Here is a 25,155-nt window from a genome sequence, read left to right on the forward strand (position 1 = left end):
TAGTCTGCGCAAATGAATCTTTTTATCCAATAAAGCTGACGGCTTCGGTAAGCTCTGCTCTATCGGTACGTGCTGTATTTACCTGTGCAGTCTCATCCGGGTAGCCGAACGACATGCCGAACAGGATGCCCTGATGCTTATCCAAACCAAACATTTCTCTTGCTGGGGCAGGGAACTGGCCGAGTGCGCCCTGGAAGCAGCTGGCTAGCCCGTTTTCCTGCAGTAACAGCGCGAGCGTTTGTGCATAAATGCCTACATCGACAGCACCCATAATGTCCAGGTACTTATCCATGACAAAGAATGCAGCATGCGGAGCACCGAAAAACTCCCAGTTCCGTGCCATTGCCGTCATTCGCGCAGCTTTATCTTCGCGTGCAATACCCATGACTGAGTAAAGCGCATTGGCGGAGCCAAACTGTCGTTCCCGGTGAACGCCCTCGAATTTCACATGCCAGTTAAAGTCCGGCTTGGGACCTTGGCCCTTCATGAGCTCGGCAATGAACTGCTGCTTGAGCTGGTCCTTCTTCTCCCCAGAAACTACAAAGATTTTCCACGGCTGTACATTGCAGTTGGAAGGGGCCTTCTGGGCCTGGGTAAAGATCTGGTTGAGCAATTCGGGGGAGATCGGCGTATCTTTAAAGGCGCGGGTAGAAAATCGGGACTCGATAGAAGAAGAAACGGACATAAATGCCTCTGTTGTTCATCGCTTTTGGAGCAGCTTTACACTAAAGGTTGGCCAAGTATAGGGCTTTGTTCGGTAAGCGTCAGATGTTGGCGGTTATGCTGGACTAATCAAGGTTGGTTACCATGCACTCGCTATTAACGGATCCTGTATATAGGATTGCATGGCATCTACTCTGAGGATTGTGCCAGGCGGTTGAATCCCACAACCGGACTGGCACTGGCTACCTTCACTTGATGCGGAAAACAACATTAATCTGCTTTTGCAGGGTAATGGTTTCGGGTACGAACATCTGGGATCGTGCGGCGCCGGCGCTGGCCATCTCCGCAAATACCTGTTGATCCATCGCGCCGAATGTGGCGAAGAAGCTCCCGAAGTCTGATTCCTGTGAAATCGCATAAACAGAGATCACGCGCGTTCCGAGGCTATTCGCTGCGATTTCAGCTTTTTCTCGGGCATTTTTCCCCGCGAGCTGCGTCAGCTCAGTTTCATATGCCTCGCGGTTCGTGGTGTCGAAGCGCGCTTGTATATCGGTGAGGTTGTCAACAGAGATCAAGTCGCTCATCAACATCGGATAGTGCTCGAGCTTGTTGATCTTCAGTACGAGACCCCGCGAGGTTTCATAGCCAAGTATCTCGAGTCGATTGTACTGCTTGTCTCTGTTGCGCTTGGTTTCCTTGCGAATATCCTTGGCTTCGATGTTGCGCTGATCAAATCCATGCTTCTCGACGATCGACAGTACTTTATCAAAGGCGGTTTCCAGATCGGACAGGGAAGTTGCAGAGTCTTTGTTAAAGGAAGTCAGATGTATATATACCTCCGCTTCATCTGGCGGCACCTCTTTTTCTGCCTCACCACGGGATACGACAAAGGGGAAGTCAGGCAAGTTTGCGGAGTAGCAAACGTTGGCCAGAAGCAGGGAGACCGTCAGCAGTAGATATCTCATAGTGTCTAGGGCTCAAATTGTCGTTAGGCTGCGGCGGGGAGGCCGGGTAGTCAGGTGACCTGCCCGGCGCCGCCAGAGTTTACGTTGGAGCGCAATCAGGTGGTGACTGGATCCAGCTTTTCTTGCGCATACTTTCTGTAGCAGAAGGCGATGCAGATCCATGCGACGAGCATGGGGTAAATCACGGTTTGCTCAATGGTCAGGCCCAAGTCGATGCCGTCTCGCAAGATCGACATTGCGGCGAAGGTGAAGGCGAGAATCATCCGTGTCAGGTGCCTGCGTACACGGTAGGACTGGGCGCGAAGGCGATTACGCAAGAAGCCAATGTCTTGAAACAGCAAAAAGCCAAAGGTGGTGCATAAGATGGCCGGGCCGACTGATGGCACGGGAGCGCCCGAGAGTGAGCGGAACAGCGTAAGCCCCGCAAATACACACAGCAAGAGGGGAATCACAACCAGTAGGCGGTCCCACCACTCCGCACTACGTTTATCGCGGAACGCATTGATAGCACTGGGGATGGCATAAAGCACTGCCAGAGACATCAGGATCGCCAGGGGTAGTACACGCTCGGTCATAAAGATGAACACCGAGAGTGCGACGGGGATCATCAGGTAGGCAAAACCCTTACCGAATCGGATATGGACATCCGAGCCTTTGGTAGTGCCTATGGCGATAATGCCGGCAATTAACGCTGCAGTCCCCAGAACCACGTGAATGAGGTAGCTCGCAGGATCATGAGGTTCCCAGAACATGACAGACTCCTTATTTTAATTATTGGAGAAAGCATGAAGTTAGCGGAATACCAGGGGGGGCGTCAATTGAGGGCGCCATGGTGAATTGTGGCTGGCTATCCAATTTCACCGAATAGTTATAGGATTTTATCGATCAGTCACCTGACAGGTTGGTTTGTGCAAATTTTAACCGGTATCGGAAAATGTCTGTGAGTCGATTTAAGGGAATTTGGCTTTTTGCGCTGTTTGCTTCTGTATCGTTTCAGGCGATGTCAGTAGAGCCTCAGCGGCCAGTTGATGATTGTCCTGATCTTGACGCTTGCATAGTGCGTTTGTTTGATGTGGCTGAGCCTGCGGAAGCCTCGTACTCCCGTGTTTCGAGCAAGGAGTGGGAGGTGGCCAGACGGCTCAGTCAATTTGGTGGCGACGGTGCCGACAAGCTGGTCCCCCTTTTGGCACAGACGGATATCGATGTAGCCCAAGTCGCCGCAGTGGCTTTGCGTGAAATGCAGGAAATTGATCCGAAGCATCTACCTGATATTTTGGCAGCGCTGGATAGCGGTAAGCCACTGGATTGGTTGCCAGTGGCACTGGCAAGAATAGACCACCCTGATGCGGCGAGAGAAGCGGTGATTCGCTACCTGCAAGAAGGTGAAGCCGGCGGAAATCAAATTACCTTTGCGGTCGTACGTAGTGGTGAGCGGGCAGTACCGTTTCTTATTCAGGAGGCCTTGTGTGAGAAAGGCTGTCCTACCAATCAACACTACCTGATTGGATATGCGCTGGGGGAGATGGACGCTCGTGCCAGAGCTTCGGCAGCTACCACCATTATCGAATCCCTTTCCGATGCATTACTTGCACAAGACCGGGCAGGAATGGTTTGCATGATCGGCTTTCTCGGGCCAGAGGGAATTACCGTAGAGAGTGATCTCCTTCGCCTGAGAGAAAGTGAGCCAAACCTCACTCATTGTGTCGACAGAGCACTAATTGGCATTCACTCCAAATTCGCTGGTCGGGTTTTCGCGCAAATGCTGACAGAGCATCCGGACATCTTGACCTTGCGCGACTTGTCTGAAATTGGAGCGAATGGCTGGGATGCCGGTCCGGCAGTGGAAGTTCTTCTCGATAGCCGAGACCGGGAGTTGCGGGTTGGTGCGGCCAGGGCCCTTGGCTATTTGCAATATGCGCCGGCAGTGCCAAGGCTCATCGATCTGTTGGAGGATGAGTCAGATGTTGTTTTGAATCTGGTGGCTGCGCTGTCGCTGAAGGAGATTGGGGGAGGACAAGCGGAACAGGCTCTACTTTCGGCCTTTAAAAAGCATTGGCATCCTTATGTCCGTGATGCGGCAAACTTCGCCGATACAGTTTCAGAGGAGGAGCACGCTGGTCAAGGTTTGAATTTCGCGATGGATTTTTTTGACTACTCCCACTTTCAGACAAAATCATGTGCCGTTAATGAAGCGGACATCGTGTCAGAGGCTAGAGACGAAAAACTATACTATCGCAATGCACCAAAAAAGCTAAATGCGTTAGCTTACATGGTAGAAATCGAGGGCTACACAGCGGCTGACGAGGCAGAGCAAAGAGCGAATGACCCCGATGGAATCATAGTGATTCGAGAAGGTAACCTGGCAGTTGTGCGCGAACAGGTTCGACAGGTTCCGGACAAAGCGCTTAAGGTCGAAGGTGGTTGGTTGGCAGGAAGCGATCGCGGTGAGTGGGGTGGGGAATTAGTATTCGTTGATGATGCTGGCGAGTCTCACCTGATCATGGAAAAGAATGTCGAGGATATTTACCGATTTGGTGACCGGTACATTGTTGTGACTGGTCTTGCGCATCTGAGTTTCAATAGTGGCGAAGTTTTTGAGGTGATGAGGCGGTCTGATGGGAGCTGGAAAGCCGATACCTGGCGTGTCTTGCCTGGCGCCCCTGACACGTCTTACTTTGTTGAAACCGGGGAGTTGCAAATCAATACATTCGGTGGTGGTTCTGTTTTGCTTTCGCAAGACGGCAACATGCGTATGGCAGAGTGCGGTCAGGCGCGGTAGGAATTCCCGATGTTGAGGTGGTTGCTTTGGAGCGCACATCGTTCGTTTTTCTGTATATCGTTTTGCTCAATGTAGCCTGATTGCTGGTCTCGGCAATTGAAATGGAAATGTACCCGCCGTAGCGAGATATATCTGGGTTATGGGTCAGAATGAAGGTTTGTTTGCCGTAGTTTTTTAAACCCACGCTTTGTTGAGTCGGTAAAAGCCTGGGGTTTTGGTGAATGGTATCGAATCTCGATCACAACACCTGACCAGCCAGTGTTCGGCAACTTGAGTGGAAAATCGTCAAAATAGGACATTCGTTCCATTTGGGATTGGCGTATCCTGAGAAGGGGAGTCACCTTCAATCTGCAAGATTCCTCATCTTCTGAGCCCCCCGAGTCTCCAGCTTTTCCGGTTCTCGCGTCTTAATTCGACGAATGCATGTCCTGATTTGACCTGCAACAGGGCGTGACGGATCGCATATCCTCTACATTGCCTAATTCTTGGCCAGCGTAACCATCCCCTCTGCCGGTGAGCATACTGCTCCCGCACCCATGGGCGCCTAGAGCGCAGAGGTGGAGACAATAATGAAAGCGGCAGTCGTATGGACCCAGTAACCCTAGACTTTAACCCCGAGAGCCTGTTTGTCCTCAACGTCATGATTGCGATCATGATGTTTGGCGTGTCTCTGGAATTGAAGCCCGACGACTTCAAACGCATCATCCGGAACCCCAAGGCACCGGTGATTGGCTTGCTGCTCCAGTTCCTGATCTTGCCGGCCGCAACCTGTGCCGCGACCTGGGTGTTCAACATCGACCCGATGTTATCCATGGGCATGATGCTGGTAGCGTCCTGCCCGGGCGGTACCTTCTCCAATATCATGACCTGGATGGCACGGGGCAATGTGGCGGTTTCGGTCAGTATGACCGCCGTCTCCAGCGTAGCCGCGAGTGTGCTGACGCCGCTGAACTTCACCCTGTATTCCTGGCTGAACCCCCATACGCGTCCTCTGCTGACCGAAATCGCCATGGACCCGACGGGACTGCTGCTGGTCGTGCTGATGGTGCTAGGCGTGCCGTTGGTGCTGGGAATGCTGGTGGGCGGTCGCTATCCGGGGCTGTCGCGCAAGGTGGAAAAGCCTCTGCGCTTTATTGCAATGGGCATCATGCTGTTATTGGCCGGTATCGCCTTCTATAAGAATACCGATCAGTTTCTTAAGTACTTCGATCTGTTCTTCTTCCTGGTGGTTGCCCACAATGCGCTGGCGCTGTTCCTGGGTTATATGGGGGCCAAAATGTCCGGACTGCCGCCGGCAGACTGCCGGGCGATCTCCCTTGAGGTCGGCATTCAGAATGGGGCATTGGCCCTCGTGATTATCTTCACTTTCTTCCCCAATGCCTCCGGCATGTTGTTGATCGCCGCCTTCTGGGGCGTCTGGCATCTGGTTAGTGGATTGGCCCTCTCTACCTATTGGTCGCGTCGCCCGGTAGAAACCTCAGCCGAACAGCAAGCGGTTCAGCACAAGGCCTAAGCGGTTTCAGGAGTTGTTGTAGTGGAAATGCTTTGGGTGCTGTTCGGGCTGATTATTCTTCTTGCCTTTACGTTGGAAGCGATCACAGGGTTCGGCAGTATCGTGGTTGCACTGTCGTTAGGGCTGCTGTTTCTTCCGATCGATATGATTTTGCCGATTCTGGTTGCGCTGAATATTCCGCTCACCAGTACCCTGGCTTTCAAAAACCGACACAACATCCATGTGCCGCTACTGGTGAAAACCATTCTGCCAGGTATGCTGCTGGGCACCCTGACAGGCTACTTCATCAAGCCCTATCTGGATGAAGAATTTCTGAAGCAGATCCTGGGTGTGCTGATCCTCTGGTTCTCCGGTCGCGAATTGTATCGCCTGTACCACCGATTCGGTGATGTGGCCAAGCCTGCCTGGATCACCCGAATCATTACCTACTTTGCCGGTATCACCCATGGCTTGTTTGCCAGCGGGGGACCACTACTCGTGTACGCAGTAGCAGGTACCAAGATCGATAAATCGAAGTTCCGCGCGACCATGGTGACTGTGTGGTTCAGCATGAACAGCCTGCTACTGGTTGCGTTTCTGCTGGATGGACGCATGCAACCCGTGCTGCTGCAGGTGCTCTGGTATCTGCCACTTCTGTATATCGCATTGAAGCTGGGTAACTACCTGCATGATCGCCTCAATGAAAACCACTTCAGAATCGGGGTATATACCCTGCTATTCGCTACTGGCTGCATCCTGATTGCGAGCCGCTACCTCATCCAATAACGATAAACCGCATCGAACCGACGGACTTTGACTATGTACGACATCATTATCAAAAACGGTACCTACTTCGATGGTTCCAAGCGCAAAGAGAAGCTGGCACATGTTGCGATCAAAGACGGCAAGATCGCAAAGGTCAGTGAGCAACCCCTGGACGAAGCTGATGCTGAACAGGTGATTGATGCCCGCGGCAAGTGGGTTACCCCGGGCTTTCTCGAAATACATAGCCATTATGATGCGGAGGTGGTCGCGGCACCGGCACTGAAGGAATCCGTACGCCACGGGGTGACTTCCATTGCCATTGGCTCCTGCTCCATCTCCATGGTCAACAGCGCCCCGGAAGATTGCTCCGACCTGTTTACCCGCGTTGAGGCAGTGCCGCGCGAGGCCGTACTACCGATTTTGTTTGAGAAAAAGCAGTGGACTGATGCCAAAGGCTACCGGGAGTTCTATGACCAGCATCCGCTGGGGCCCAATGTACTGAGCTTTATTGGCCACAGTGATATGCGCGTTGCAGCCATGGGTATTGATCGTGCGACCAGCGACGTAAAGCCGACAGAAGAAGAAATGCAGGCAATGGAGCGGATGCTGGAAGAGGCGCTGGATGCGGGCTGTGTGGGTATGTCCATGATGACCACCAAGCTCGACAAAATGGATGGTGACCGCGCATGGAGTCAGCCGCTGCCATCGACTTTCTCTACCTGGTGGGAATTCAAACGCCTGTTCAAGATCCTGCGTCGCCGCGGAGCGATCCTGCAGGGTGCGCCGGATGCAGTGAAGAAAGTGAATGTGTTTGGTTTCCTGTGGCAGGCCCATGGCCTGTTCCGCAAGCCGATGAAAGTCACCATGCTGACCGCACTGGATTTGAAGTCCAATCCATTCCTGCACCTGATTACCCGCGCCAGCGGCTGGCTGGCCAACAAGGTACTGCGCGGCAACTATCGCTGGCAGACGCTGCCGGCGCCGTTTACGGTGCATCTGGAAGGCCTGAATGTGAATGCGTTCGAGGAATTCGAGACCGGCGCATTGCTGCGCGATATGAAAGATGAGTCTGAACTGTATCAGAAGATCAATGAGCCGGAATTCCGCAAGGAATTCAAAAAGCATATCTCTGAGATCTTTACCGTTGGCCTGTGGCATCGAGACTTCAGTGATGGCTGGATTACCCATTGTCCGGATGAGTCCCTGGTCGGTAAGAACTTCAAGGAGATTGCCGATACCTACGGTGTAGAGCCGGTGGATGCCTACTTTGACCTGGCCACAAAATACAAAGAAGCGCTGCGCTGGAAAACCAACTATTCCAATGCCCGCCCGCACATTATGCAGAAGCTCATCAAGAGTCCCTCTACCCATATCGGTTTCGGTGATAGTGGTGCACACATTCGCTCGCTGGCGATGTACAACTTCCCGCTGCGCATGCTGAAGTATGTGTTTGACGCAGAAAAAGCTGGCATACCGTTTATGACCAACGCTGAGGCGGTGCACAAACTGACCGGTGATCTGGGCAGCTGGTTCGGCCTGAGCGCTGGCTATATCCGTGAAGGCGATCGCGCCGATGTGGTAATCCTGAACCCCGAAGGGGTGAATGACGATGTGGACCAGATCCAAGAGGCGCCGATGGAGGGCTTTGGTATGGATCGTCTGGTGAAGCGCAACGATGATGCAATCGAGGCGACTCTGGTGAATGGCAAGGTTGTGTACCAGAAAGAGGGCACCACAGCGGATAACTTCGCTGCCGACTTTGGTTCCTCAACTGGCTACGGAAAGTTCCTGGTGAATAGTGAGGTGTCCGGGCTGAAAATGGCGGAAGCCTGATCAAAGTCACGACAATCAATAACCGGCGTTGAGGAAGGCTCGGTCTTCCTCGAAGCGGTCAGAGGGCGCCCAGCACAGCGTTCCCTGGATAAAGCTACTGGGGCTTGGTGAGGATTCGTTCGGCAGTGGGCTCAGTCGTTTTGGGCTAGTTTTGCTGAGTTGGCAAGCGACGAACAATCTCACGGCTGAAGGCCTCCATTGGGATTTCCGGGAATCCCGTTGCAAACCAGACCACGACGGTATCCTTTGCAGGGGACACATAGAGACCTTGTCCGTTCATCCCGCTCTTGTACAAATCACCATCCTTGAATATCGCATCCCATTGATAGGCATTAAACGCCGGTTGCTCGCGGAACTCCTCTGTCAGTCTCGGTCCCAGAGATCCTCTGAGAAAATTGTCCGGATTACCTGAGGTTTGCATCTTCTTAACCACCGCGTCGGAGATCACTTGCTCTTTGCTCAGCACTTTCCAGCTCGGTGTAAACAGCATGCCAAACCGTGCCATATCATCCAGTCTGGAACTGATGAGGCCGTGAATGATCCCATTGCCTTGCGGGCTCAAGCCGAGGGCTGCGTCCCCCTCCATGCCGGATTTCATCCAGATCTTCTGTGAAATCAGCTCGGCCAGCCGCCGATTGGTGACGGCTTCTATGATGAGGCCCAGCATTTGGGTGTTGGCGGACGAGTACTCAAACCGTAATCCGGGTTCCCCGAGCCTGGGTATCCTAAAGAGCGCTTCATTGTGTGTGTAGACGGTGCCATCGGCGGCCGGCAGCCCGACTTCAGCCTTGGTAAACGCGCTGTAGGGCGTGTCTCCACTTCGCGTCGCCGGGTTCTCTTCGAGGTCGAGACCTGACTGCATGTTGAGAATGTCGATGACTTTGATCTTCTCCCATGCGGTATCTTTCGCTTCTGGTAGATAGTCCGCAACCGCTTTCTGGATGTCGATCTTTCCTTCTTCTTCCAGCAGGGCAATCAGGAGTCCGGCGAACACTTTTGCGTTGGACATCCATACATGCCGATCAGTCCGCCGCATGCCCGGATACTGTTCATAAACGACTTTTCCATTGTAGACAACCATCACACCCTGGACTGGCGATTCCGGCGACGTGATCATTTTCTCGAAAACAACGTCCTTGCCGCTATTCGGTAGAGCTATCTCTCCCACCATGCTGGAAAGCATTTTGGGTAGCTCCGACACGGGGCCGTCTCGGGCAATGATGGCGTGTGGAAGAAATTCAGAGAGGTGGAAGTAGGAGTAAGCGCCAGACTCGGTAATATTGAGGAATTTCTCCAGGGTCCAGGCATCATGTAGTCTCTGCGCGTCGCGAAGGCTATACCCGTTCTTTAAATCAGAGACCGAGAAACCCTCAGTGGGTGTTGCGTAAGGATCATCTTCGGAAATCAAGTGATTCGCTCCTGCGCTGACAAAAATACCCAGAGAAATCCCGGCCAGTCGTTTAAGAAACTGGCCGTTAGAAGTTGCCATTCCGGGTTGCCTCCATTTTTCGATGAATGCTTTGTTTAACCAACAGCATAGGCTTTGGGCGTGGCGCCGGAAGGTGTAGTGACAAGGTGAAGGAATCGTCGACATGTCGACTCGGAGATAATCCACGATAAATGCCACGTCAGAAGGATCTGAAATTCCACAAACTCCACCAAGTTTTTTGATCCCGCTTGGCGGATGGCGGATATAGCCTTATCGTTGAAGCTTTTTTGGATAGGTTCCCGGGCTTGAAAGCTATCTCATTTTTTGTCATTCCAATTTCTGATCTTCATATCCGCTATACCGTGGCGGCCTGGAGAGTCTGACGAGCAAGGCGTCGCAAGGGTATGGTTTAGTATTCGAAGGCTTTCGCCGTAATCGGGCCAGGATTTTGCTGTTCGCATTCGGTGCGAAGCTATAATCCTCCGCGTGCGCCCATGTACACTTTGCCGGTAATGACTATGCACGACATCCTCTCGAATCCGATGGCCCAGTTGGTAATGGTTGGGCTTGTATCGATTGGATGCCAGTATCTGGCTTACCGGCTCAAGCTTCCCGCCATATTGCCGTTGCTGCTGGCAGGCCTCGCGTTGGGGCCGATGACCAGTGTCCTCAACCCTGATGATCTGTTCGGGGATCTGCTGTTCCCGCTGGTCTCACTGGCTGTCGCGATCATCCTGTTTGAAGGCGCGCTAACCCTCAAACTCTCCGATATTGCCGGTCATGGTGTGATGGTGCGCAACCTGTGTTCCCTGGGGGCATTTGTGACCTGGGCGGTTGCCACGCCAGCGGCTTACTACTGGCTCAATATGTCCTGGCAAATGGCCTCGCTGTTTGGCGCCATTGTTACTGTGACGGGCCCCACTGTAATCGTGCCAATGCTGCGTACCGTGCGTCCCAATGCACGCATTGCCAACATCCTCCGCTGGGAGGGTATCGTCATCGACCCAATTGGTGCGCTGCTGGCAGTGCTGGTGTATGAGTACATCATTGCCTCCCAGAATGCCTTTGAGCACACACTGGTGATCCTGTTGAAGGTGGTCGCCATCGGCTTTGGATTGGGCTCACTGATGGGCTATTTCCTTGGCACCATGCTCAAGCGCAACTGGGTGCCGCACTATCTGCGGAATACGGCGGTGCTTACCCTGATGCTCGGGGCCTATGCCGCTTCTGATTTGCTGTCCCATGAATCCGGCCTGCTCACGGTGACGGTGATGGGTATCTGGATGGCGAATATGAAGGGACTCGAAGTTGACGACATCATCGAGTTCAAGGAGACCCTCAGTGTCTTGCTGATTTCTGCGTTGTTTATTCTGCTGGCAGCGCGGCTGGAGGTCTATACGATTGCCCAGCTGGGGTGGGGTGCAGTCATGGTACTGGTGGCCATTATGTTTATCGCCAGGCCGCTTTCGGTACTTCTTTCCTCGCCCGGTTCTGGTCTCGAATGGCGAGAGCTGGCGATGCTCAGCTGGATCGCCCCCCGCGGGATTGTTGCCGCCGCGGTTTCCGCCTTGTTTGCCCTCAAGCTGGATACGCTGGGCTTGCAAAACTCTGAGCTCTTGGTGCCGATGGTCTTTCTGGTAATTATCGCGACCGTGGTGCTGCAGAGCCTAACTTCAAAAACCGTTGCCAAGCTGCTGGGCGTGCGATCGCCGATTGCCAATGGCTATTTAATCTTTGGCGGCGGTGACTTTGCCCGGATGCTGGCAAAGGATCTGATGGAAAAAGACGTTCCCGTTATTATTGCGGATACCAACTGGGATGCCATCAGCAAAGCGCGCATGGCGAATATCCCGACTTACTATGGGAATCCAGCATCTGATCATGCCAGTGTGACTCTGGATCTTTCGTCGGTAGGCAAAGTACTGGTTATCTCACCGTACCGGCAGCTGAATCCGGTCGTGACGTACCATTTCGAACACCTGCTGGGGAAGGGGGCGGTACTTGGCCTGAGTCAGGGCAGCAAAGAGGAGCGTGCCAGTCACCAGGTTTCGGAAGACTATGCCAATAAACTGGAGCTTTTTGCAGATAACGCGACTTATGGACGCCTTTCGAGCCTGGTAGCGAAAGGTGCAGTGATAAGAACAACTAACCTGACCGAGTCGTTTACGATTGACGATTACAGGGAAACCTATGGTAGTCGTGCGACGGGCCTCTATACGCTGGATCCCAAGGGCAGGGTGCATATAGTGACTGTCTCATCCGAGTTTTCACCTGAGGAGGGATGGCAAGTCGTCAGTCTGATTTCTCCTGAAGAAAATGTAGAAAAGATGGTCAGCAGTGGGCCGCAATCGGATGGAGGTCTTCCCGCATAGCCATTGATCGGTGGAATACGCTGTAATTTAATGATGTCATCTAATGCGCCCTAAGCTACGAAACGTAGATCGTAGTTTTGTAGCCAATGCCCGATTGGTGTTTTCGAGCTTAGTTTATTTCCCTAGGAAATAGAGAACACTATACCTATGGGTGTGTTGATCATACTTCATCTACCTTCATGATCGCTCCAGCTCCGCTTGTTATACACAAGATTACTATTCGGCACTTACTATGACGCCCTGTTCGCTGTATTGATCCTGTTGGAAAACATACTGTCCTCGCGATATCTCTACATTCGGCGGACGTCCGTAAGTATTGAAGTGGTCATATCCCTCTTTCAGATTCATCCAGAACCCATACCACTGGTTGTCTCGGTGTCGCGCAAGGTTCTCTTTGGATAATTCAAAAGGAAATGCGTGAACTCTGAAAAATGGCTGGCCGCTTTTCAGGGCTTCCGACCCAAGGACATATATCTCCTCGATGTAGTGATCGGTCATTGCATAACAGCCAATGGAGATGCAGTCACCATGGACCATTAACGCGCTTCCCGTTCTACCGAGCTGGCGATCGTATTGATTTGGGTAGCCCAGATTGAACGAAAGGTGGAAGCGGCTCCAAGGGTTCAGTCGGCCTGCATTGACGAAATAAAAGCCTTCCGGACTCTGGAGGTCGCCTTCCCGTTGCTTCGGCCCCAGTTCGCCGGAATAGGTGCAAATGTCGTATTCCTTGAATAGCTTGAATGCTCCAGTTTCGGATTCAACCCAGAGTTCGAGAGAGCCTGGATCCTTGAATATTCGGATAAAAATTGGAGCGCCGTATCTGAGGTTCTTTTCGGATAGCTCTTGCTGGAGTCGGGTCTGTACGTTGTTTATCGCGGTGATAGATCTTTCGCTGGTCGGTATATCGATAGCGACCGCGGATGTGCAGCAGCAGAGGGCAAGAGTCAGTGCGAGAAATGCTTTCATAATAAATGCTTGTGGGCCATTTGCTCAGTAGATTGTCACTCGATGCAGCTCCCGACGATACCCTTCGTAGCCACCCGTCGCCTTGTGCACCACACTGCGGTTGTCCCACATTACCAGCATGTCTTTTTCCCACTGGTGGCGATAGACGAAGTCTTCTCTATTTTGCCACTCGTTCAACTCCAGAATGTATTTCAGTGCTGTATCGTCATCGACGCCTTCGAATCCAATCCAGTAGCCGATGCCACTCAGAAACCCTCTGCGGCCGGTTTCCGGGTGAATGGGGGCTAGCGGATGGGTATAACGAATATGCGCAGCTTCTTCTGATGGGCGGATATCCATGGCGCCGTTCTTGGCAACATCGCCATACACGCCCTGCAGGGAATAACCCATGATCGGAGAGTGAATTGCCTGGAGCTTCTCGAAACGCACGCGCATGTCATCTGTCATTTGCTCGTAGGCCAGGTGCTGGTTGGAGAAATGGGTATCACCACCGTGGGGTGGAATGTCGAGGCTATACAAAATGGTGCCTGACGGAGGCTTTGCGAGAAAGCTCCAGTCGGAATGCCAGTGCTCGGCGAAGATAGGATTGGTATCTTCCGCTTCCCGCCGTACTGCAGCAATGTATTTGCGACCGGGTATCGGATCGAAGAACGGATCTTCACCGAAATCGCCAAATTGCTGGGCAAAGGCTTCCAGCTGATCGCTATCCAATTTCTGGTTGGGGAAGGCCAGCACATGGTGTGTTAACCATGCCTCGCGGATTTGGCGGATCTCGTCGGTGGTGAGAGGTTTACCGAGATCCACTCCGGTAACGTGTGCGCCGCAAGATTGTCCCGTAGGTGTGACGTGTAGGTTCATCGCGTATTCCAAATCTTATTATTTATGTACTGTTTGGTGCAGTTCGGCCGTGCGCGACGCAATCAGCATGCTGAAGCTGAAAGCCTGTCAATGTCGCGACGCCTACAGCTATCGGGGAAAGCGGAACAAAACGGATGCTGTAGTCCGCTTTTTATATCTCAAAGTTCGGCCCTGGCTCCAGCATCTGGCACCAGAGTCGACCAGTCATAACCGGTAAACTTTGACCGGGGACAATCTGCTGGTCTGCTACAGGGCCTTTGTCCTCCACGATCAGGTCAGCCAATCGTCCCGGTGTATTCGATTTTTATCGAGGCTTGTACTGGCTTTTGCGACTTCAGCAGACAACTTATCTTCGGATTGGTCAGCCCGCCAGCAGAAGTTGCGTCGGCTTATCCCAGCCGTTAGCTTACTTCTCGGACCTTAATGCGCCGCCGGCGAGTGCGGCCTCCATAACAACGAGAACTGTATGCAAAACCTATTCAAAACGGGGGCGCTGGTGGCGCTCCTGGCAGGTGCGCAGGCCAGCCTGGCCGCAGACCCACAGCCGGCTGCTAATGCTGACGAGACTAAGGTCAAGGCTGAGCAGTGGGATGTGAATCAGCCCCCGCTGCCCCTCAATACCATTCGTATCAATACTGAGCAGACGACCTGGAGTAACCTGGACATCAGCCCTGATGGCCGGACCATCCTGTTCGATATGCTGGGTGACATTTACACCATGCCCGTGAACGGCGGTACAGCTACGGCCATTACCAATGAAATGGCCTGGAACATGCAACCCCGCTTCAGCCCGGACGGAAAGCAGATCGTGTTCATCAGTGACCGCGACGGGGCTGACAACATCTGGGTGATGCAGGCGGACGGCAGCGACTTGCGTCAGCTCACCAGCGAAAAAGAAAACCTGGTGCACTCCCCCAACTGGAGCCCAGATGGCCAGTATCTGGTTGCGCGCAAGGGCTTTATGTCCGGCCGCAGCATTCCCGCCGGAGAAATCTGGTTGTACCACCATGGCGGTGGCGAAGGTCGCCAGATCAAGAAGCGTCTCGGCGGTAACGTTGCCCAGAAAAATATTGCCGATCCATCGTTCTCACCGGATGGTCGTTACCTCTATTACTCGATTGATGTGACTCCCGGCACCGTTTGGGAGTACAACAAGAACTCCACCCAGAAGCTGTTTGCGATCAACCGCTACGATCTGGAAGATGGTAAAGAAGAGACCTTTGTGTCTGGCCCCGGTGGCTCCATTGCGCCGGTACCTTCCCCCGACGGTAAATACCTGGCATTTGTACGGCGCCAGAACACCAAAACCGTTCTGTTCGTGAAGAACCTGGAAACCGGTCTGGAAGAGCCGCTGTTTACCGAACTGGAGCGCGACTTGCAGGAAACCTTCGGTTCCCACGGCAACTACGTGCAGTACGACTGGATGCCGGATAGTGATTCCCTGATGGTCTGGACCGGCGGTGTGTTCCATCGTATCCCGGTCAATGGCGGTGAAGCGACTGAAATCGTGGCGCAGATCAATGTGGACAAGCAGGTCGCAGATGCGGTGCGTTACACCGTGGACGTTTCGCCAGATACCTTCGATGTGAAAATGATCCGCTGGGCGCAGAAGTCACCAGACGGCAAGCAGGTCGCCTTCCAGGCGCTGGGCAAGATCTATATCAAGGATCTGGCCAGTGGTGAGCAACGTCGCCTGACCCGCCAGCAGGATCACTTCGAGTTTTACCCCAGCTGGTCCCGTGATGGCAGCCGGATTACCTATGTGACCTGGCACGATGAAGCACTGGGCCATGTGCGCAATGTATCTGCACGCAATGGTCGCGGTAACGATGTCACTACCCAGCCGGGCCTGTACGTCGAGCCGAGCTTCTCACCCGACGGTGAGCAGATTACCTTCCGTCGCTTCACGGGCGGTTACCTGCTGAGCCCTGAGTACTCTCTGGAGCCGGGTATTTATCTCGCCGACAGCCGCGGTCGCTGGCAGCGTCGTCTGGCCAAGTCCGGCTTCGAGCCGCACTTTGGTGAGGATGCCGGGCGCGTTTACTACAGCGATTTGGGCTACGAAAACGGCGAAGCCAAGATCAGCTTCAAGAGCATGAACCTGGAAGGCAAGGCAGAGCGCGAGCACCTGCACAGCAAGGAAATCACTTCTTTCCGCCTGTCGCCCAACAGCCAGTGGATCGCCTTTACCCAGGACTACAATGCCTTCGTTGCGCCGTTTATGCCGACCGGCAAGTCCGAGTCCATCAGCCCAACCACCAAGGCCATCCCGGTGACTCAGGTGTCCAAGCGCGCCGGGGAATACCTGCATTGGTCCGAAAACAGCGACACCCTGCTGTGGGCCCATGGTCCGCGCCTGTTTGAGCGCGCGTTGAAGGATGCGTTCGCGTTCCTGCCCGGTGCGCCGGAAGAGCTGCCGGACCCGGTTATGGATGGTATTAACCTGAGCTTCAACGTCGATACGGCAGCGCCGGAACAGACCCTGGCACTGGTCGGCGGCAAGGTAGTCACCATGCGCAACGCCGAAGACGAGCAGGAAGTGATCGACAACGGCGTGGTGATTATCGAAGGCAAGCGCATTGTGGCCGTTGGCCCGATGGGCACTATCGCCATTCCGGACGATGCCCGTCAGATCGATATCACCGGCAAAACGGTGATTCCCGGTCTGGTGGATGCCCATGCACACGGCGCTCAGGGCCGCGAGGAAATCATCCCGCAGCAAAACTGGAACCTGTTCTCCAGTCTCGCGTTTGGTGTGACCACTATTCACGATCCGTCTAACGACAGCAGTGAAATTTTCTCGGCGGCGGAACTGCAGAAAGCCGGCCTGATTACCGGCCCGCGTATCTACTCCACCGGTACCATTCTGTACGGCGCCAAGGGGCCGGGCTACAAAGCGAAGATCAATTCGCCAGAAGATGCAGAGTTCCATGTGCGTCGCCTGAAAGACATGGGTGCCATCTCGGTGAAGAGCTACAACCAGCCGCGTCGTGACCAGCGTCAGCAGGTGCTGGAGGCTGCACGCAAGCATGAGATCATGGTGGTGCCGGAAGGTGGCGGTAAGTACCAGCACAACATGAATATGATTGTGGATGGCCATACCGGTGTTGAGCACTCCCTGCCGATCGCCAATGTGTACACTGACGTCGAGCAACTGTGGAGCCAGACAACCGTCGGTTATACCCCCACGTTTGTTGTCGCTTACGGTGGTCTCACCGGTGAGTTCTACTGGTATGACCGCACCGAAGTGTGGAAGAACAAGCGACTGACCACCTTCACTCCGGACTTTATCGTCAACCCGCGGAGTATCCGTCGCCCCACCGCCCCGGATAGCCACTACAACCACATCAATGTCGCCAGGCATGCGAAGCAGCTGCGCGATAAGGGGGTAACCGTACACATCGGTGCCCACGGCCAGCGTGAGGGCCTCGGTGCCCACTGGGAAATGTGGATGATGGAGCAGGGCGGTTTCTCCAGCTGGGAAGCGCTGCGTGCCGGAACCATTGACGGCGCCCGCTACCTGGGCCTCGATCGTGACCTCGGTAGTATCGAGAACGGCAAGCTGGCAGATCTGGTGGTTATCGATGGTGATGTGCTGTCTGACCTGCGCCTGTCGGAGAATATCCAGTACACCGTGATCAATGGCCGTATCTTTGATGCCGCCAGCATGAACGAACTGGATGAGCAGGAACGTCTCGCGTTCTTCCATGAACGCCTGCCCATCAGTGCCATGCCCGCACCGACTGCAGAAGCGATCCAGCAGAAGATGGAGCGGCACCACTGGGTGCACTAAACCCATATTTCTGCGAAAAGACCGGGGCAATGCCCCGGTTTTTTTGCTCAGGACTTTTGTCTCGGGATTTCACGTTGCTGCTCTTAAAGCCGGGGTAACTGTTGATCCGCTTTCATAATTGACGCGTAAGACGTCCACAGAAAACAACGAACAACAGGAACAGACCATGAGCGAACTGATACAGCTGGTCTATGCAAGTAAGGCGACTTTCAAGCCGGCACCCAACGAACAAGGGGTGGAACCTTCAGTCGCCCGTATTCTGATGCAAAGTCGACGCAACAATAGTCGGGTAGATATTGGTGGGGTGCTGTACTTTGGTGACGGACACTTCTTTCAGGTGCTTGAAGGGCAGCGTGAGGAAGTCGACAAGACCTACCAGCGAATCGTCGGCGATGGTCGCCATAGCCAGGTGACGATACTCGCAGAAAAACCCATTCGCGCGCGCGTGTTTTCCGAGTGGTCGATGAAATACGTACCTGTGGATCAGGCCGTGCGCGAGTTCGTGCGTGGCCGTGGTGAGCAGCGTTTCGCTCCTCTGGACTTTCAGGCCGCGGATGTGGATGAACTGATCCAATTGTTTCATCGACAGCGCGGTGCAGATGCGCCGGACCGAGATCGAAAGCGCAGCTTCTTTAACCTGCGTCGATGGCTGCCATTCCGAAGTGCTTCCTATTCGAGCCGATAAACTGAATTTAGGTGGTCGGCAGTACTAGCGATCTCTGATCGTCGGTTTAGAGGGTTAGTCTTGCTGACCTTCTAAGCCTTCTTCCTGGCGGCCACTCCTATCCTGTTCTTGATCCAGTTTGGCGCGCTCGGCCTTGGAGATATAGCGGGTCTTGCTCTTCTTGGGGTTAAGTTTGTCGTTGGCTTTCTTGGCCTTTTTTTTCAGGATCTGATTGACCTTTTTCCGACGGTTCATACTTCACTCATGAGCTATGGGCTTCAAGCCCGTGGACACTGTTGCGCGACACCAATTTTAACCTGCTCGGCCACGCGAACCAATGCGCAGGCCTTTATGGTACATTGCTCGCCTCTTGACCCCACCCATAGTGAGCCTTTGCATGAAACGCTGGATTGAACTCGGTACCGCCCAGATTCCCAATGAGGGTGGGGTGCTCACCCTGCGGCAGCGGGACCAGGAGTTCTCTATTTCCCTGAGCGGGCCGCGCGGGGAGTTGATGAACAGTCGCCGTTTCAACAGCGAGCGGGAGCTGTCGCTGCTGGGGTGTGCGCATCTGAAACAGCAAAAGAAAGCCCGCGTACTGGTGGGCGGTATGGGCATGGGGTACACGCTTGCTGCGGCACTGGAGGTGCTGCCGCCTGATGCCGAAGTGATTGTGGCTGACCTGATTCCGGAAGTGGTGGAGTGGAATCGTGGGCCACTGGGTGAGTGTGCCGGCCGTCCGCTGGACGACAGCCGCTGCCAGGTGCATATCGGTGACGTGCGCGAACTGTTGGAAAAGGGCGACAGCGACTACGATGCCATCTTGCTGGATGTAGATAACGGCCCCGAAGGACTGACCCAGAATGATAATAACTGGCTGTATTCCCTCGAAGGCACCAGCTGCATTGATGCCAGCCTCCGGCGCAATGGCATGCTGGCGGTGTGGTCGGCGGGACCGGATTCGATGTATGTGGGCCGGCTGAAAAAAGCCGGCTTCAAAGTCGAGGTGAAAACCGTACGTGAGCGCCCAGGCAAGGGTGCGCGGCATACAATTTTCTTAGGTAAGAAATTACTCGGATAACCCGAAGCGCTAACCCATTTGCAAACTACGGTTTTTTCTGCAGTCGTCCCAGCTTTTTAGCCATCAGGCTACCAATATAAAGATACTCCTCGGTTTCAAACACGGCAGTGGTAGTGGCATAGCTACCGGAAGGATCTTGTAGGTCCTGCAGTACTTTCCCTTCCTCATTGATGGCAATGACATGGCCATAGTAGGTCGCCTTGGGGCGGACGAACCGTGGCAGGCGTTGGACGACCTTGCGCAAGAAGGGTTTGTCGGACATCTTGTCCAATAGTGTGTTTCTGGGCGAAACCAGTCCAATCCAGTATTTGCCATCGAGCCCACGGTTGAGATTGTCCGGGAACGCAGGCAACTCGGTAATGACTTCGGTGAGCTGGCCCCGGTTCTGATCCGTGATACCAATCTTTACGACCCGATAGTTGCCGGTCTCGTTCACCAATACTGATTGCTCATCGCCTGACAACGCGAGACCGTTGGCAAAGTTCAGGCCCCGGTATACCAGCTCGGTTTGCCGGGTCTCGGGAGAATAACTCAATACCCGTCCATGGCCACCGTGCTCCATCAGGTCCAGCAGGCTGGCGGGGTAACTGCCGCCCCATTGCCGGGCTCCAAATTTGGTCGAGGCGTCGGTAAAGTAGATAGTGCCGTCGCTGGCGATATCGAGGTTGTTGGCATAGAGAATAGAGGAGTCGCCCAGCGTATTGGTGAGCAGGGTCTGTTCACCGGCGGGGTTGATGGACAGCAGACCCAGAAAGGCGTCCGCCACAATCAGGTTGCCTTGCTGGTCCAAAGCCAGCCCCAGAGGCCTGCCACCGGTTTCGGCAAAGACGGCTATCTGCTGGCCATCGGCGCTCAGGCGGAGGATGCGCCCCTCATGCACCGATACATAGATTCGCCCTTGCGCATCAAGTACCACATCTTCCGGGCCAGTCCATTCTGCAATTCCAAGCTCTTCGAGTTGTGCCAGCTTTTCATTGGCTGCGAACTTCCCGCTGTACCCGGGATTCGCAGGGGACTGCCAGGGTTGGGGGTCCACGGTGACCGGGGCCAATAGCAGATAGGCCGCTGCCAGTCCCAGTATCGATATGATCCCAAACGTTACTGCTTTCATTTTCTTACTCTCGTTTGGTCGGGTGGGGTCAGCTTAGCCCTCCCCCGGTACCTCATGATGCTGTGCAATCTCCGCCGCACTCAGATCCAGGAATCGTGCGGCGTTATGATAGAGAATGTCTCGCTTCTGCTTCTCGCTCAGGAAGTCGGCGCCTTCTATCACTGCAATACTGCCGCCGATTGCACCAAGGTAATCGGAACCGAAGACAATGCGGTCGCCGTGGCCAGACTCGACATAGCGTTTTAGCGCGGCATAGACAGGTTGCTTGGGTACCAGCGTCATGGGAGACGTTTCAACCACGATATTGGGGTAGGTATCCATGAGTGCAATTGCCGCTTCGACAAACTCTGGACGAAAGGCATGATAGAGAACCAGTCTCAGGTCCGGGTGATTGGATAGAATCGGCGCCCACAATGCCGGGTTGCCTAAATCTCCATTGAAATCAGGACAGCAGCCTGCCGCACGAACCCCTCGATCAGCCGGTGGTCCCTGTTCTGCATGTGTGGCGACGATCAGCTTTTTCTCAGCCGCTAACTTCAGGTAAGGCTGCATTCGCGGATCCTGGGGAGAGATGCCGGCATAAACACTATAGAGTTCACCAATCGCGCCAATGCGGCCACTATCTATTTCAGCTTCGAGCCTTTTAATATCGGGCCATTTCTCCCCGTCTTTATAACACTCATAGAAATTCGGGCTATGGCCGTCGATACAGGGAAGAATAATGCCACCCACGAGAGGGACTGATGACGCTTCCCGGAACTGCTGGATATGGGATTCTGGCCCACCCACAATCCCATACACCACGTTATGGTCTTGCATATCCGTAAGCAATGCGCGTATGCGGCCTTCGTCGGGTGTCTCTCCTTCACGCAGCGCGTAGTTGTCCGAAGAGTGGCTTCCCGGTCCGGCGTGGAGGTGCATGTCGATGACCGGCTGCCGCTGTTCTGCAAATGCTGTCGAGGTAATACAGGTAAGTAACGTGAGTAATAAAGAGAATTTCATGGAGCTGTTCCGGTTCTTATTCTTCTTGCTGAGTTTTTCAGGGCATTTTTGAAGCGCTAGAGCGATGGTATCTCGTCAGACTCGTACATCAAAATCGATAGCTTTCCATACTCGATCCGAATCGCCCAAAAAATGAATTTGGCGCCAATTCTTTTGGTGGTGGGCCAGGCCACTGCGCCGCTGTGTTGTTATGTAATTGATTGTATGCGAGCGTGTACGTATAAAAACCGATTCGACTAGAGTCATGGTTGCTTTGGATTCTCGAAGGCTTCCGGAACGATTCCAATTTTCACTGCTGTTGCGAATGGAGTGTTATTCATGATCAGGCTTCATCGTTGTACCCGTTTATTTTCTCTTCAGTCTGCGGCTTTTGTGTGCCTGTTTGGTGTTGTCAGCGCGAGTGTTGCCGATCAGGTGACAATCGTGCAGCCCGGCGCCCCGGGAGAGTCTGTACGTGAGCTGACGGCCGAACAGGCGATTCAGATAGCCGTGAGCAGTTATTCGCCGGATGACGTCCGATTTATGCAGGACATGATTCCGCATCATCACCAGGCGCTGCAGATGGCGATGTTGGTGGCAGAGCGCACCAATAATCCGGAAATTGTCGACTTGGCTGGGCGCATCGACGTATCACAGGCCGATGAAATCAGATTTATGCAGGAATGGCTGCGAGAGCGGGGCGAGATGGTCCCTGTACCGGACCATCATCATGCTATGCATATGGACCACAAGATGGCCGGCATGGCGAGCCCGGAGCAAATGGCCGCACTGGCCGAGGCCAAAGGCAAGGACTTCGATCGGCTGTTCCTCGAACTCATGATTCCCCATCACGAGGGTGCGGTGACCATGGTCGAGGAACTGCACGAAAAGCCCGGCTCCGCATACGATCCGGTCCTGTTCGAATTTACTTCTGACATTACCAATGACCAGGCTGCTGAAGTGGAGCGTATGGGAAAGCTGCTGGCAGGCCTATCCGAGGACCCTCGGGCAGGGCTGGCAGCAGGATACGAGGATGCCGGCGAGGCGATTCTCAATATGACCCACGAGGGGCGGCTGCCCAAGCCGGCCGGTTTTTACGACCCGGCTAACGTGGCCGGACTACCGCCGGCCAAACCACAATCAAAAGATGACAAGGGGGCTGACGAGGTTCAGGAGGGTGAGGAGGAAGCATCGTCCGGCAGTGACGATACCCGCTGGCCGTTTATGGACTTTGCCAACACAGACATCGCCTTTTCCGAAGACATCATGGTGGCGGGCAGCTATCACGGCTTCAATATTTATCGTCTAGCGGAGAGTAGCCTGCCGAAGCAGCTCAGTTCCGTCGTTTGCCCCGGCGGTCAGGGCGATGTCTCGGTCGTTGGCAATTTGCTGATCATGTCGGTAGAGCAGCCCCGTGGCCGCCTCGACTGTGGCCTGCAGGGCAACAGTAAGGATGTGAGTCCGGCGCGCTTCCGTGGCCTGCGCATCTTCGATATTAGTGACCTGCAACGCCCCCGCCAGGTGGGTGCGGTGCAGACCTGTCGCGGCTCCCACACCCACTCGGTTGTGTCGGGCCCCGGCGAAGACGGCAAGATCATTGTGTATAACTCCGGTATCTCCTCGGTGCGGGAGGAAGAAGAAATGCCGGGCTGTATCGATGAGACACCAGGGGACACCCGTACAGCCCTGTTCCGCGTAGATGTGATTGAAATCCCGGTTGCGGACCCGTCCAGGGCGCGGATTGTCGACAGCCCTGCGGTATTTATGGATGAAGAAACCGGAGACCTGGCCGGGCTCTGGCGCGGCGGTGACCACGGTGACAATACCCAGGAGACTTATCTCACTGACCACTGCCACGATATTACCGTGTTCCCTGAGCGCAACATCGCTGCGGGGGCCTGCTCTGGTAATGGCATTCTGTTTGATATTTCCGATCCCCTGAAACCCAAGCGTATCGATGCCGTGACCGACAGTGGCTTTGCTTACTGGCACTCCGCCACGTTCAATAATGATGGTACCAAGGTGATCTTTACCGACGAGTGGGGCGGTGGTTCACGGCCCCGCTGTCGCGCTTTCGACCCGCTCGACTGGGGAGCCAATGCGATCTACGACATTGTTGACGGCAAGCTGGAATACCGCAGTCACTACAAGATGCCCGCACCGCAGGCTGAAACAGAAAACTGTGTGGCCCACAATGGCTCCATTGTGCCGGTTCCGGGGCGAGACGTCATGGTGCAGGCCTGGTATCAGGGCGGGATCTCGGTGATCGATTTCACCGACTCAGAAAATCCGATGGAAATCGCCTTCTACGATCGTGGCCCGGTGGACGAAGAGCATTTGGTACTGGGTGGCTACTGGTCGGCCTACTGGTACAACGGCAAAGTGTACGGTACAGAGATTGCCCGCGGTATTGATGTGTTTTCCCTGCTGCCCAGCCAGCACCTGACAGTTAACGAGATTGGCGCTGCAGAAATTGCAGACCAGGGAGGAGTCTTCAACCCCCAGCAACAGTATCCGGTTTCTTGGCCGGCACACCCGTTGGTGGCAAGGGCGTACCTGGACCAGCTGCAGCGCAGCGAATCCATCCCCGAAAGCATGGCAGCAGATATGCAGGAGGCTTTGGAAGGTTCTGATGCCCTGATCGAGCAGAAGGCCCGCAACAGCCGGCTGTCAGGCAAGCTGGTGATGTTGGCCTCTTCAGCCGTGGCCCATACCGAAGGTGGAGAAGAAGCGCAGAAAACACAGGCGCTGACGGAGTCACTGAAGGCAATCGCTGAGGAGCTGCGCTAGTCGGTTTATCCTTTCACTGAACCTTGGGTATTTCGCCCTAATTCGATGAATGGTGCATTTCCGATTGGAGTGCACCATTTTCGTTTTCCCACCTCAGAAAATCCATTACTTGGCGGAAAACAAAAACGCCTGAAACACTTCGTGCATCACATAAAAGGTGGTGACAATAAATATCATTACCGAAAGCCCAATTTTGCTGAACAGCAGCCTTAGGAACGATCGAAAGCGATGCTTCTTTCCCAGTTTTCCCAGAAAGTCACGCGCCTTGCTGATATGCACTTTTTCACCGGGAAATGCTGCCTCACTGAGAGGGATGGCGATGTGGCGTACGCCGTAGACAAAAATCTGTGAGATCAGCACCAGTAGGAAGGTGGTCAGTACAATCCCCCTGAACACATAGCCTTCCTGAATGCCTTTGTTCAGGGCGAATATCAGCGCTGCACAGGCGGCAATTCCGGACAAGAACTTGAAGGTCGCCTCGATGCGGGCTTCGGTCAGAAGCTCGATGAAAATGTTCTCGAGTATCTCTTTCATTGTTGGCTCAGTCACCCTGACATATGGAAGAGATCGCCAGAGAGTGTTGTACGTTGAGGGGTCTAATTAAAGTACAACA

The 25,155-nt window shown here is 54.2% G+C and carries 19 protein-coding genes; 9 read left to right on the top strand and 10 right to left on the bottom strand.

Annotated features, from left to right (window positions below):
• Positions 1-22: 22 nt before the first annotated feature.
• The 3 genes from ACXAD0_RS08750 to ACXAD0_RS08760 form a co-directional block, all read right to left on the bottom strand.
• A complete protein-coding gene (locus tag ACXAD0_RS08750) occupies positions 23-685 on the bottom strand; it encodes a nitroreductase family protein (RefSeq protein ID WP_475087995.1) in 663 nt (220 codons plus the stop codon).
• Positions 686-911: 226 nt separating this feature from the next.
• Positions 912-1,628 carry an SIMPL domain-containing protein gene (locus ACXAD0_RS08755; RefSeq protein ID WP_475087996.1) on the bottom strand — a complete coding sequence of 239 codons (717 nt, stop codon included), beginning with the start codon at positions 1,626-1,628 and terminating at the stop codon, positions 912-914.
• Positions 1,629-1,723: 95 nt separating this feature from the next.
• A complete protein-coding gene (locus ACXAD0_RS08760; RefSeq protein ID WP_475087997.1) occupies positions 1,724-2,380 on the bottom strand; it encodes a hypothetical protein in 657 nt (218 codons plus the stop codon).
• Between the two features lie 188 nt (positions 2,381-2,568).
• Between ACXAD0_RS08760 and ACXAD0_RS08765 the strand changes: the two genes are divergently transcribed.
• The 4 genes from ACXAD0_RS08765 (at position 2,569) to ACXAD0_RS08780 (ending at position 8,497) form a co-directional block, all read left to right on the top strand.
• Positions 2,569-4,407 (top strand): HEAT repeat domain-containing protein, encoded by a 1,839-nt coding sequence (locus tag ACXAD0_RS08765; protein WP_475087998.1) that lies wholly within the window; start codon positions 2,569-2,571, stop codon positions 4,405-4,407.
• A gap of 586 nt (positions 4,408-4,993) precedes the next feature.
• On the top strand, positions 4,994-5,920 hold the full coding sequence (locus ACXAD0_RS08770; RefSeq protein ID WP_475087999.1) for a bile acid:sodium symporter family protein: 927 nt from the start codon (positions 4,994-4,996) through the stop codon (positions 5,918-5,920).
• 27 nt (positions 5,921-5,947) lie between these two features.
• Positions 5,948-6,685, top strand: a complete 738-nt coding sequence (locus ACXAD0_RS08775; protein WP_475090349.1) for a sulfite exporter TauE/SafE family protein — start codon at positions 5,948-5,950, stop codon at positions 6,683-6,685.
• 33 nt (positions 6,686-6,718) lie between these two features.
• Positions 6,719-8,497 (top strand): N-acyl-D-amino-acid deacylase family protein, encoded by a 1,779-nt coding sequence (locus tag ACXAD0_RS08780; protein ID WP_475088000.1) that lies wholly within the window; start codon positions 6,719-6,721, stop codon positions 8,495-8,497.
• A 145-nt stretch (positions 8,498-8,642) separates the two neighbouring features.
• Here the strand turns inward: ACXAD0_RS08780 and ACXAD0_RS08785 are convergent, their stop codons facing one another.
• Positions 8,643-9,986: a serine hydrolase domain-containing protein gene (locus ACXAD0_RS08785; protein WP_475088001.1), complete on the bottom strand. Its 1,344-nt coding sequence runs from the start codon at positions 9,984-9,986 to the stop codon at positions 8,643-8,645.
• A gap of 458 nt (positions 9,987-10,444) precedes the next feature.
• On the opposite strand from ACXAD0_RS08785, the gene ACXAD0_RS08790 reads away from it, so the two are divergent.
• Positions 10,445-12,298, top strand: coding sequence for a cation:proton antiporter (locus ACXAD0_RS08790; RefSeq protein WP_475088002.1), 1,854 nt, complete (start codon positions 10,445-10,447; stop codon positions 12,296-12,298).
• 216 nt (positions 12,299-12,514) lie between these two features.
• Here the strand turns inward: ACXAD0_RS08790 and ACXAD0_RS08795 are convergent, their stop codons facing one another.
• Together ACXAD0_RS08795 and ACXAD0_RS08800 are read right to left on the bottom strand one after the other, a co-directional pair.
• Positions 12,515-13,264 carry a L,D-transpeptidase family protein gene (locus ACXAD0_RS08795; RefSeq protein WP_475088003.1) on the bottom strand — a complete coding sequence of 250 codons (750 nt, stop codon included), beginning with the start codon at positions 13,262-13,264 and terminating at the stop codon, positions 12,515-12,517.
• Positions 13,265-13,288: 24 nt separating this feature from the next.
• Positions 13,289-14,122: a TauD/TfdA dioxygenase family protein gene (locus ACXAD0_RS08800; protein WP_475088004.1), complete on the bottom strand. Its 834-nt coding sequence runs from the start codon at positions 14,120-14,122 to the stop codon at positions 13,289-13,291.
• 466 nt (positions 14,123-14,588) lie between these two features.
• Here ACXAD0_RS08800 and ACXAD0_RS08805 point away from each other — a divergent pair, with 466 nt between their 5' ends.
• Together ACXAD0_RS08805 and ACXAD0_RS08810 are read left to right on the top strand one after the other, a co-directional pair.
• Positions 14,589-17,915, top strand: coding sequence for an amidohydrolase family protein (locus ACXAD0_RS08805; protein ID WP_475088005.1), 3,327 nt, complete (start codon positions 14,589-14,591; stop codon positions 17,913-17,915).
• Positions 17,916-18,081: 166 nt separating this feature from the next.
• Positions 18,082-18,600, top strand: a complete 519-nt coding sequence (locus ACXAD0_RS08810; RefSeq protein WP_475088006.1) for a BLUF domain-containing protein — start codon at positions 18,082-18,084, stop codon at positions 18,598-18,600.
• 54 nt (positions 18,601-18,654) lie between these two features.
• Here the strand turns inward: ACXAD0_RS08810 and ACXAD0_RS08815 are convergent, their stop codons facing one another.
• Entirely contained in the window at positions 18,655-18,834 is a 180-nt protein-coding gene (locus ACXAD0_RS08815; RefSeq protein WP_475088007.1) for a DUF2986 domain-containing protein, read from the bottom strand.
• A 142-nt stretch (positions 18,835-18,976) separates the two neighbouring features.
• On the opposite strand from ACXAD0_RS08815, the gene ACXAD0_RS08820 reads away from it, so the two are divergent.
• On the top strand, positions 18,977-19,660 hold the full coding sequence (locus tag ACXAD0_RS08820; protein WP_475088008.1) for a spermine/spermidine synthase domain-containing protein: 684 nt from the start codon (positions 18,977-18,979) through the stop codon (positions 19,658-19,660).
• 25 nt (positions 19,661-19,685) lie between these two features.
• Here the strand turns inward: ACXAD0_RS08820 and ACXAD0_RS08825 are convergent, their stop codons facing one another.
• Complete coding sequence (locus tag ACXAD0_RS08825) at positions 19,686-20,771, bottom strand: SMP-30/gluconolactonase/LRE family protein (protein WP_475088009.1); 1,086 nt, start codon at positions 20,769-20,771, stop codon at positions 19,686-19,688.
• A 33-nt stretch (positions 20,772-20,804) separates the two neighbouring features.
• Complete coding sequence (locus ACXAD0_RS08830) at positions 20,805-21,773, bottom strand: amidohydrolase family protein (protein WP_475088010.1); 969 nt, start codon at positions 21,771-21,773, stop codon at positions 20,805-20,807.
• A gap of 318 nt (positions 21,774-22,091) precedes the next feature.
• Here ACXAD0_RS08830 and ACXAD0_RS08835 point away from each other — a divergent pair, with 318 nt between their 5' ends.
• Positions 22,092-24,542: a DUF305 domain-containing protein gene (locus ACXAD0_RS08835; protein ID WP_475088011.1), complete on the top strand. Its 2,451-nt coding sequence runs from the start codon at positions 22,092-22,094 to the stop codon at positions 24,540-24,542.
• 105 nt (positions 24,543-24,647) lie between these two features.
• On the opposite strand, the gene ACXAD0_RS08840 is transcribed toward ACXAD0_RS08835, so the two are convergent.
• Entirely contained in the window at positions 24,648-25,076 is a 429-nt protein-coding gene (locus ACXAD0_RS08840) for a hypothetical protein (protein WP_475088012.1), read from the bottom strand.
• Positions 25,077-25,155: the final 79 nt, after the last annotated feature.

The organism is Microbulbifer sp. ABF4_148 (assembly GCF_056158985.1).

Excerpts from the sequence above, each read along its gene's own strand:
- ACXAD0_RS08830 (WP_475088010.1), bottom strand. The coding sequence starts at position 21,773 with ATGAAATTCTCTTTATTACTCACGTTACTTACCTGTATTACCTCGACA.
- ACXAD0_RS08795 (WP_475088003.1), bottom strand. The coding sequence starts at position 13,264 with ATGAAAGCATTTCTCGCACTGACTCTTGCCCTCTGCTGCTGCACATCC.
- ACXAD0_RS08810 (WP_475088006.1), top strand. The coding sequence starts at position 18,082 with ATGAGCGAACTGATACAGCTGGTCTATGCAAGTAAGGCGACTTTCAAG.
- ACXAD0_RS08840 (WP_475088012.1), bottom strand. The coding sequence starts at position 25,076 with ATGAAAGAGATACTCGAGAACATTTTCATCGAGCTTCTGACCGAAGCC.
- ACXAD0_RS08770 (WP_475087999.1), top strand. The coding sequence starts at position 4,994 with ATGGACCCAGTAACCCTAGACTTTAACCCCGAGAGCCTGTTTGTCCTC.
- ACXAD0_RS08750 (WP_475087995.1), bottom strand. The coding sequence starts at position 685 with ATGTCCGTTTCTTCTTCTATCGAGTCCCGATTTTCTACCCGCGCCTTT.
- ACXAD0_RS08800 (WP_475088004.1), bottom strand. The coding sequence starts at position 14,122 with ATGAACCTACACGTCACACCTACGGGACAATCTTGCGGCGCACACGTT.
- ACXAD0_RS08815 (WP_475088007.1), bottom strand. The coding sequence starts at position 18,834 with ATGAACCGTCGGAAAAAGGTCAATCAGATCCTGAAAAAAAAGGCCAAG.
- ACXAD0_RS08835 (WP_475088011.1), top strand. The coding sequence starts at position 22,092 with ATGATCAGGCTTCATCGTTGTACCCGTTTATTTTCTCTTCAGTCTGCG.
- ACXAD0_RS08805 (WP_475088005.1), top strand. The coding sequence starts at position 14,589 with ATGCAAAACCTATTCAAAACGGGGGCGCTGGTGGCGCTCCTGGCAGGT.
- ACXAD0_RS08755 (WP_475087996.1), bottom strand. The coding sequence starts at position 1,628 with ATGAGATATCTACTGCTGACGGTCTCCCTGCTTCTGGCCAACGTTTGC.
- ACXAD0_RS08780 (WP_475088000.1), top strand. The coding sequence starts at position 6,719 with ATGTACGACATCATTATCAAAAACGGTACCTACTTCGATGGTTCCAAG.
- ACXAD0_RS08785 (WP_475088001.1), bottom strand. The coding sequence starts at position 9,986 with ATGGCAACTTCTAACGGCCAGTTTCTTAAACGACTGGCCGGGATTTCT.
- ACXAD0_RS08825 (WP_475088009.1), bottom strand. The coding sequence starts at position 20,771 with ATGAAAGCAGTAACGTTTGGGATCATATCGATACTGGGACTGGCAGCG.
- ACXAD0_RS08775 (WP_475090349.1), top strand. The coding sequence starts at position 5,948 with ATGCTTTGGGTGCTGTTCGGGCTGATTATTCTTCTTGCCTTTACGTTG.
- ACXAD0_RS08760 (WP_475087997.1), bottom strand. The coding sequence starts at position 2,380 with ATGTTCTGGGAACCTCATGATCCTGCGAGCTACCTCATTCACGTGGTT.
- ACXAD0_RS08790 (WP_475088002.1), top strand. The coding sequence starts at position 10,445 with ATGCACGACATCCTCTCGAATCCGATGGCCCAGTTGGTAATGGTTGGG.
- ACXAD0_RS08820 (WP_475088008.1), top strand. The coding sequence starts at position 18,977 with ATGAAACGCTGGATTGAACTCGGTACCGCCCAGATTCCCAATGAGGGT.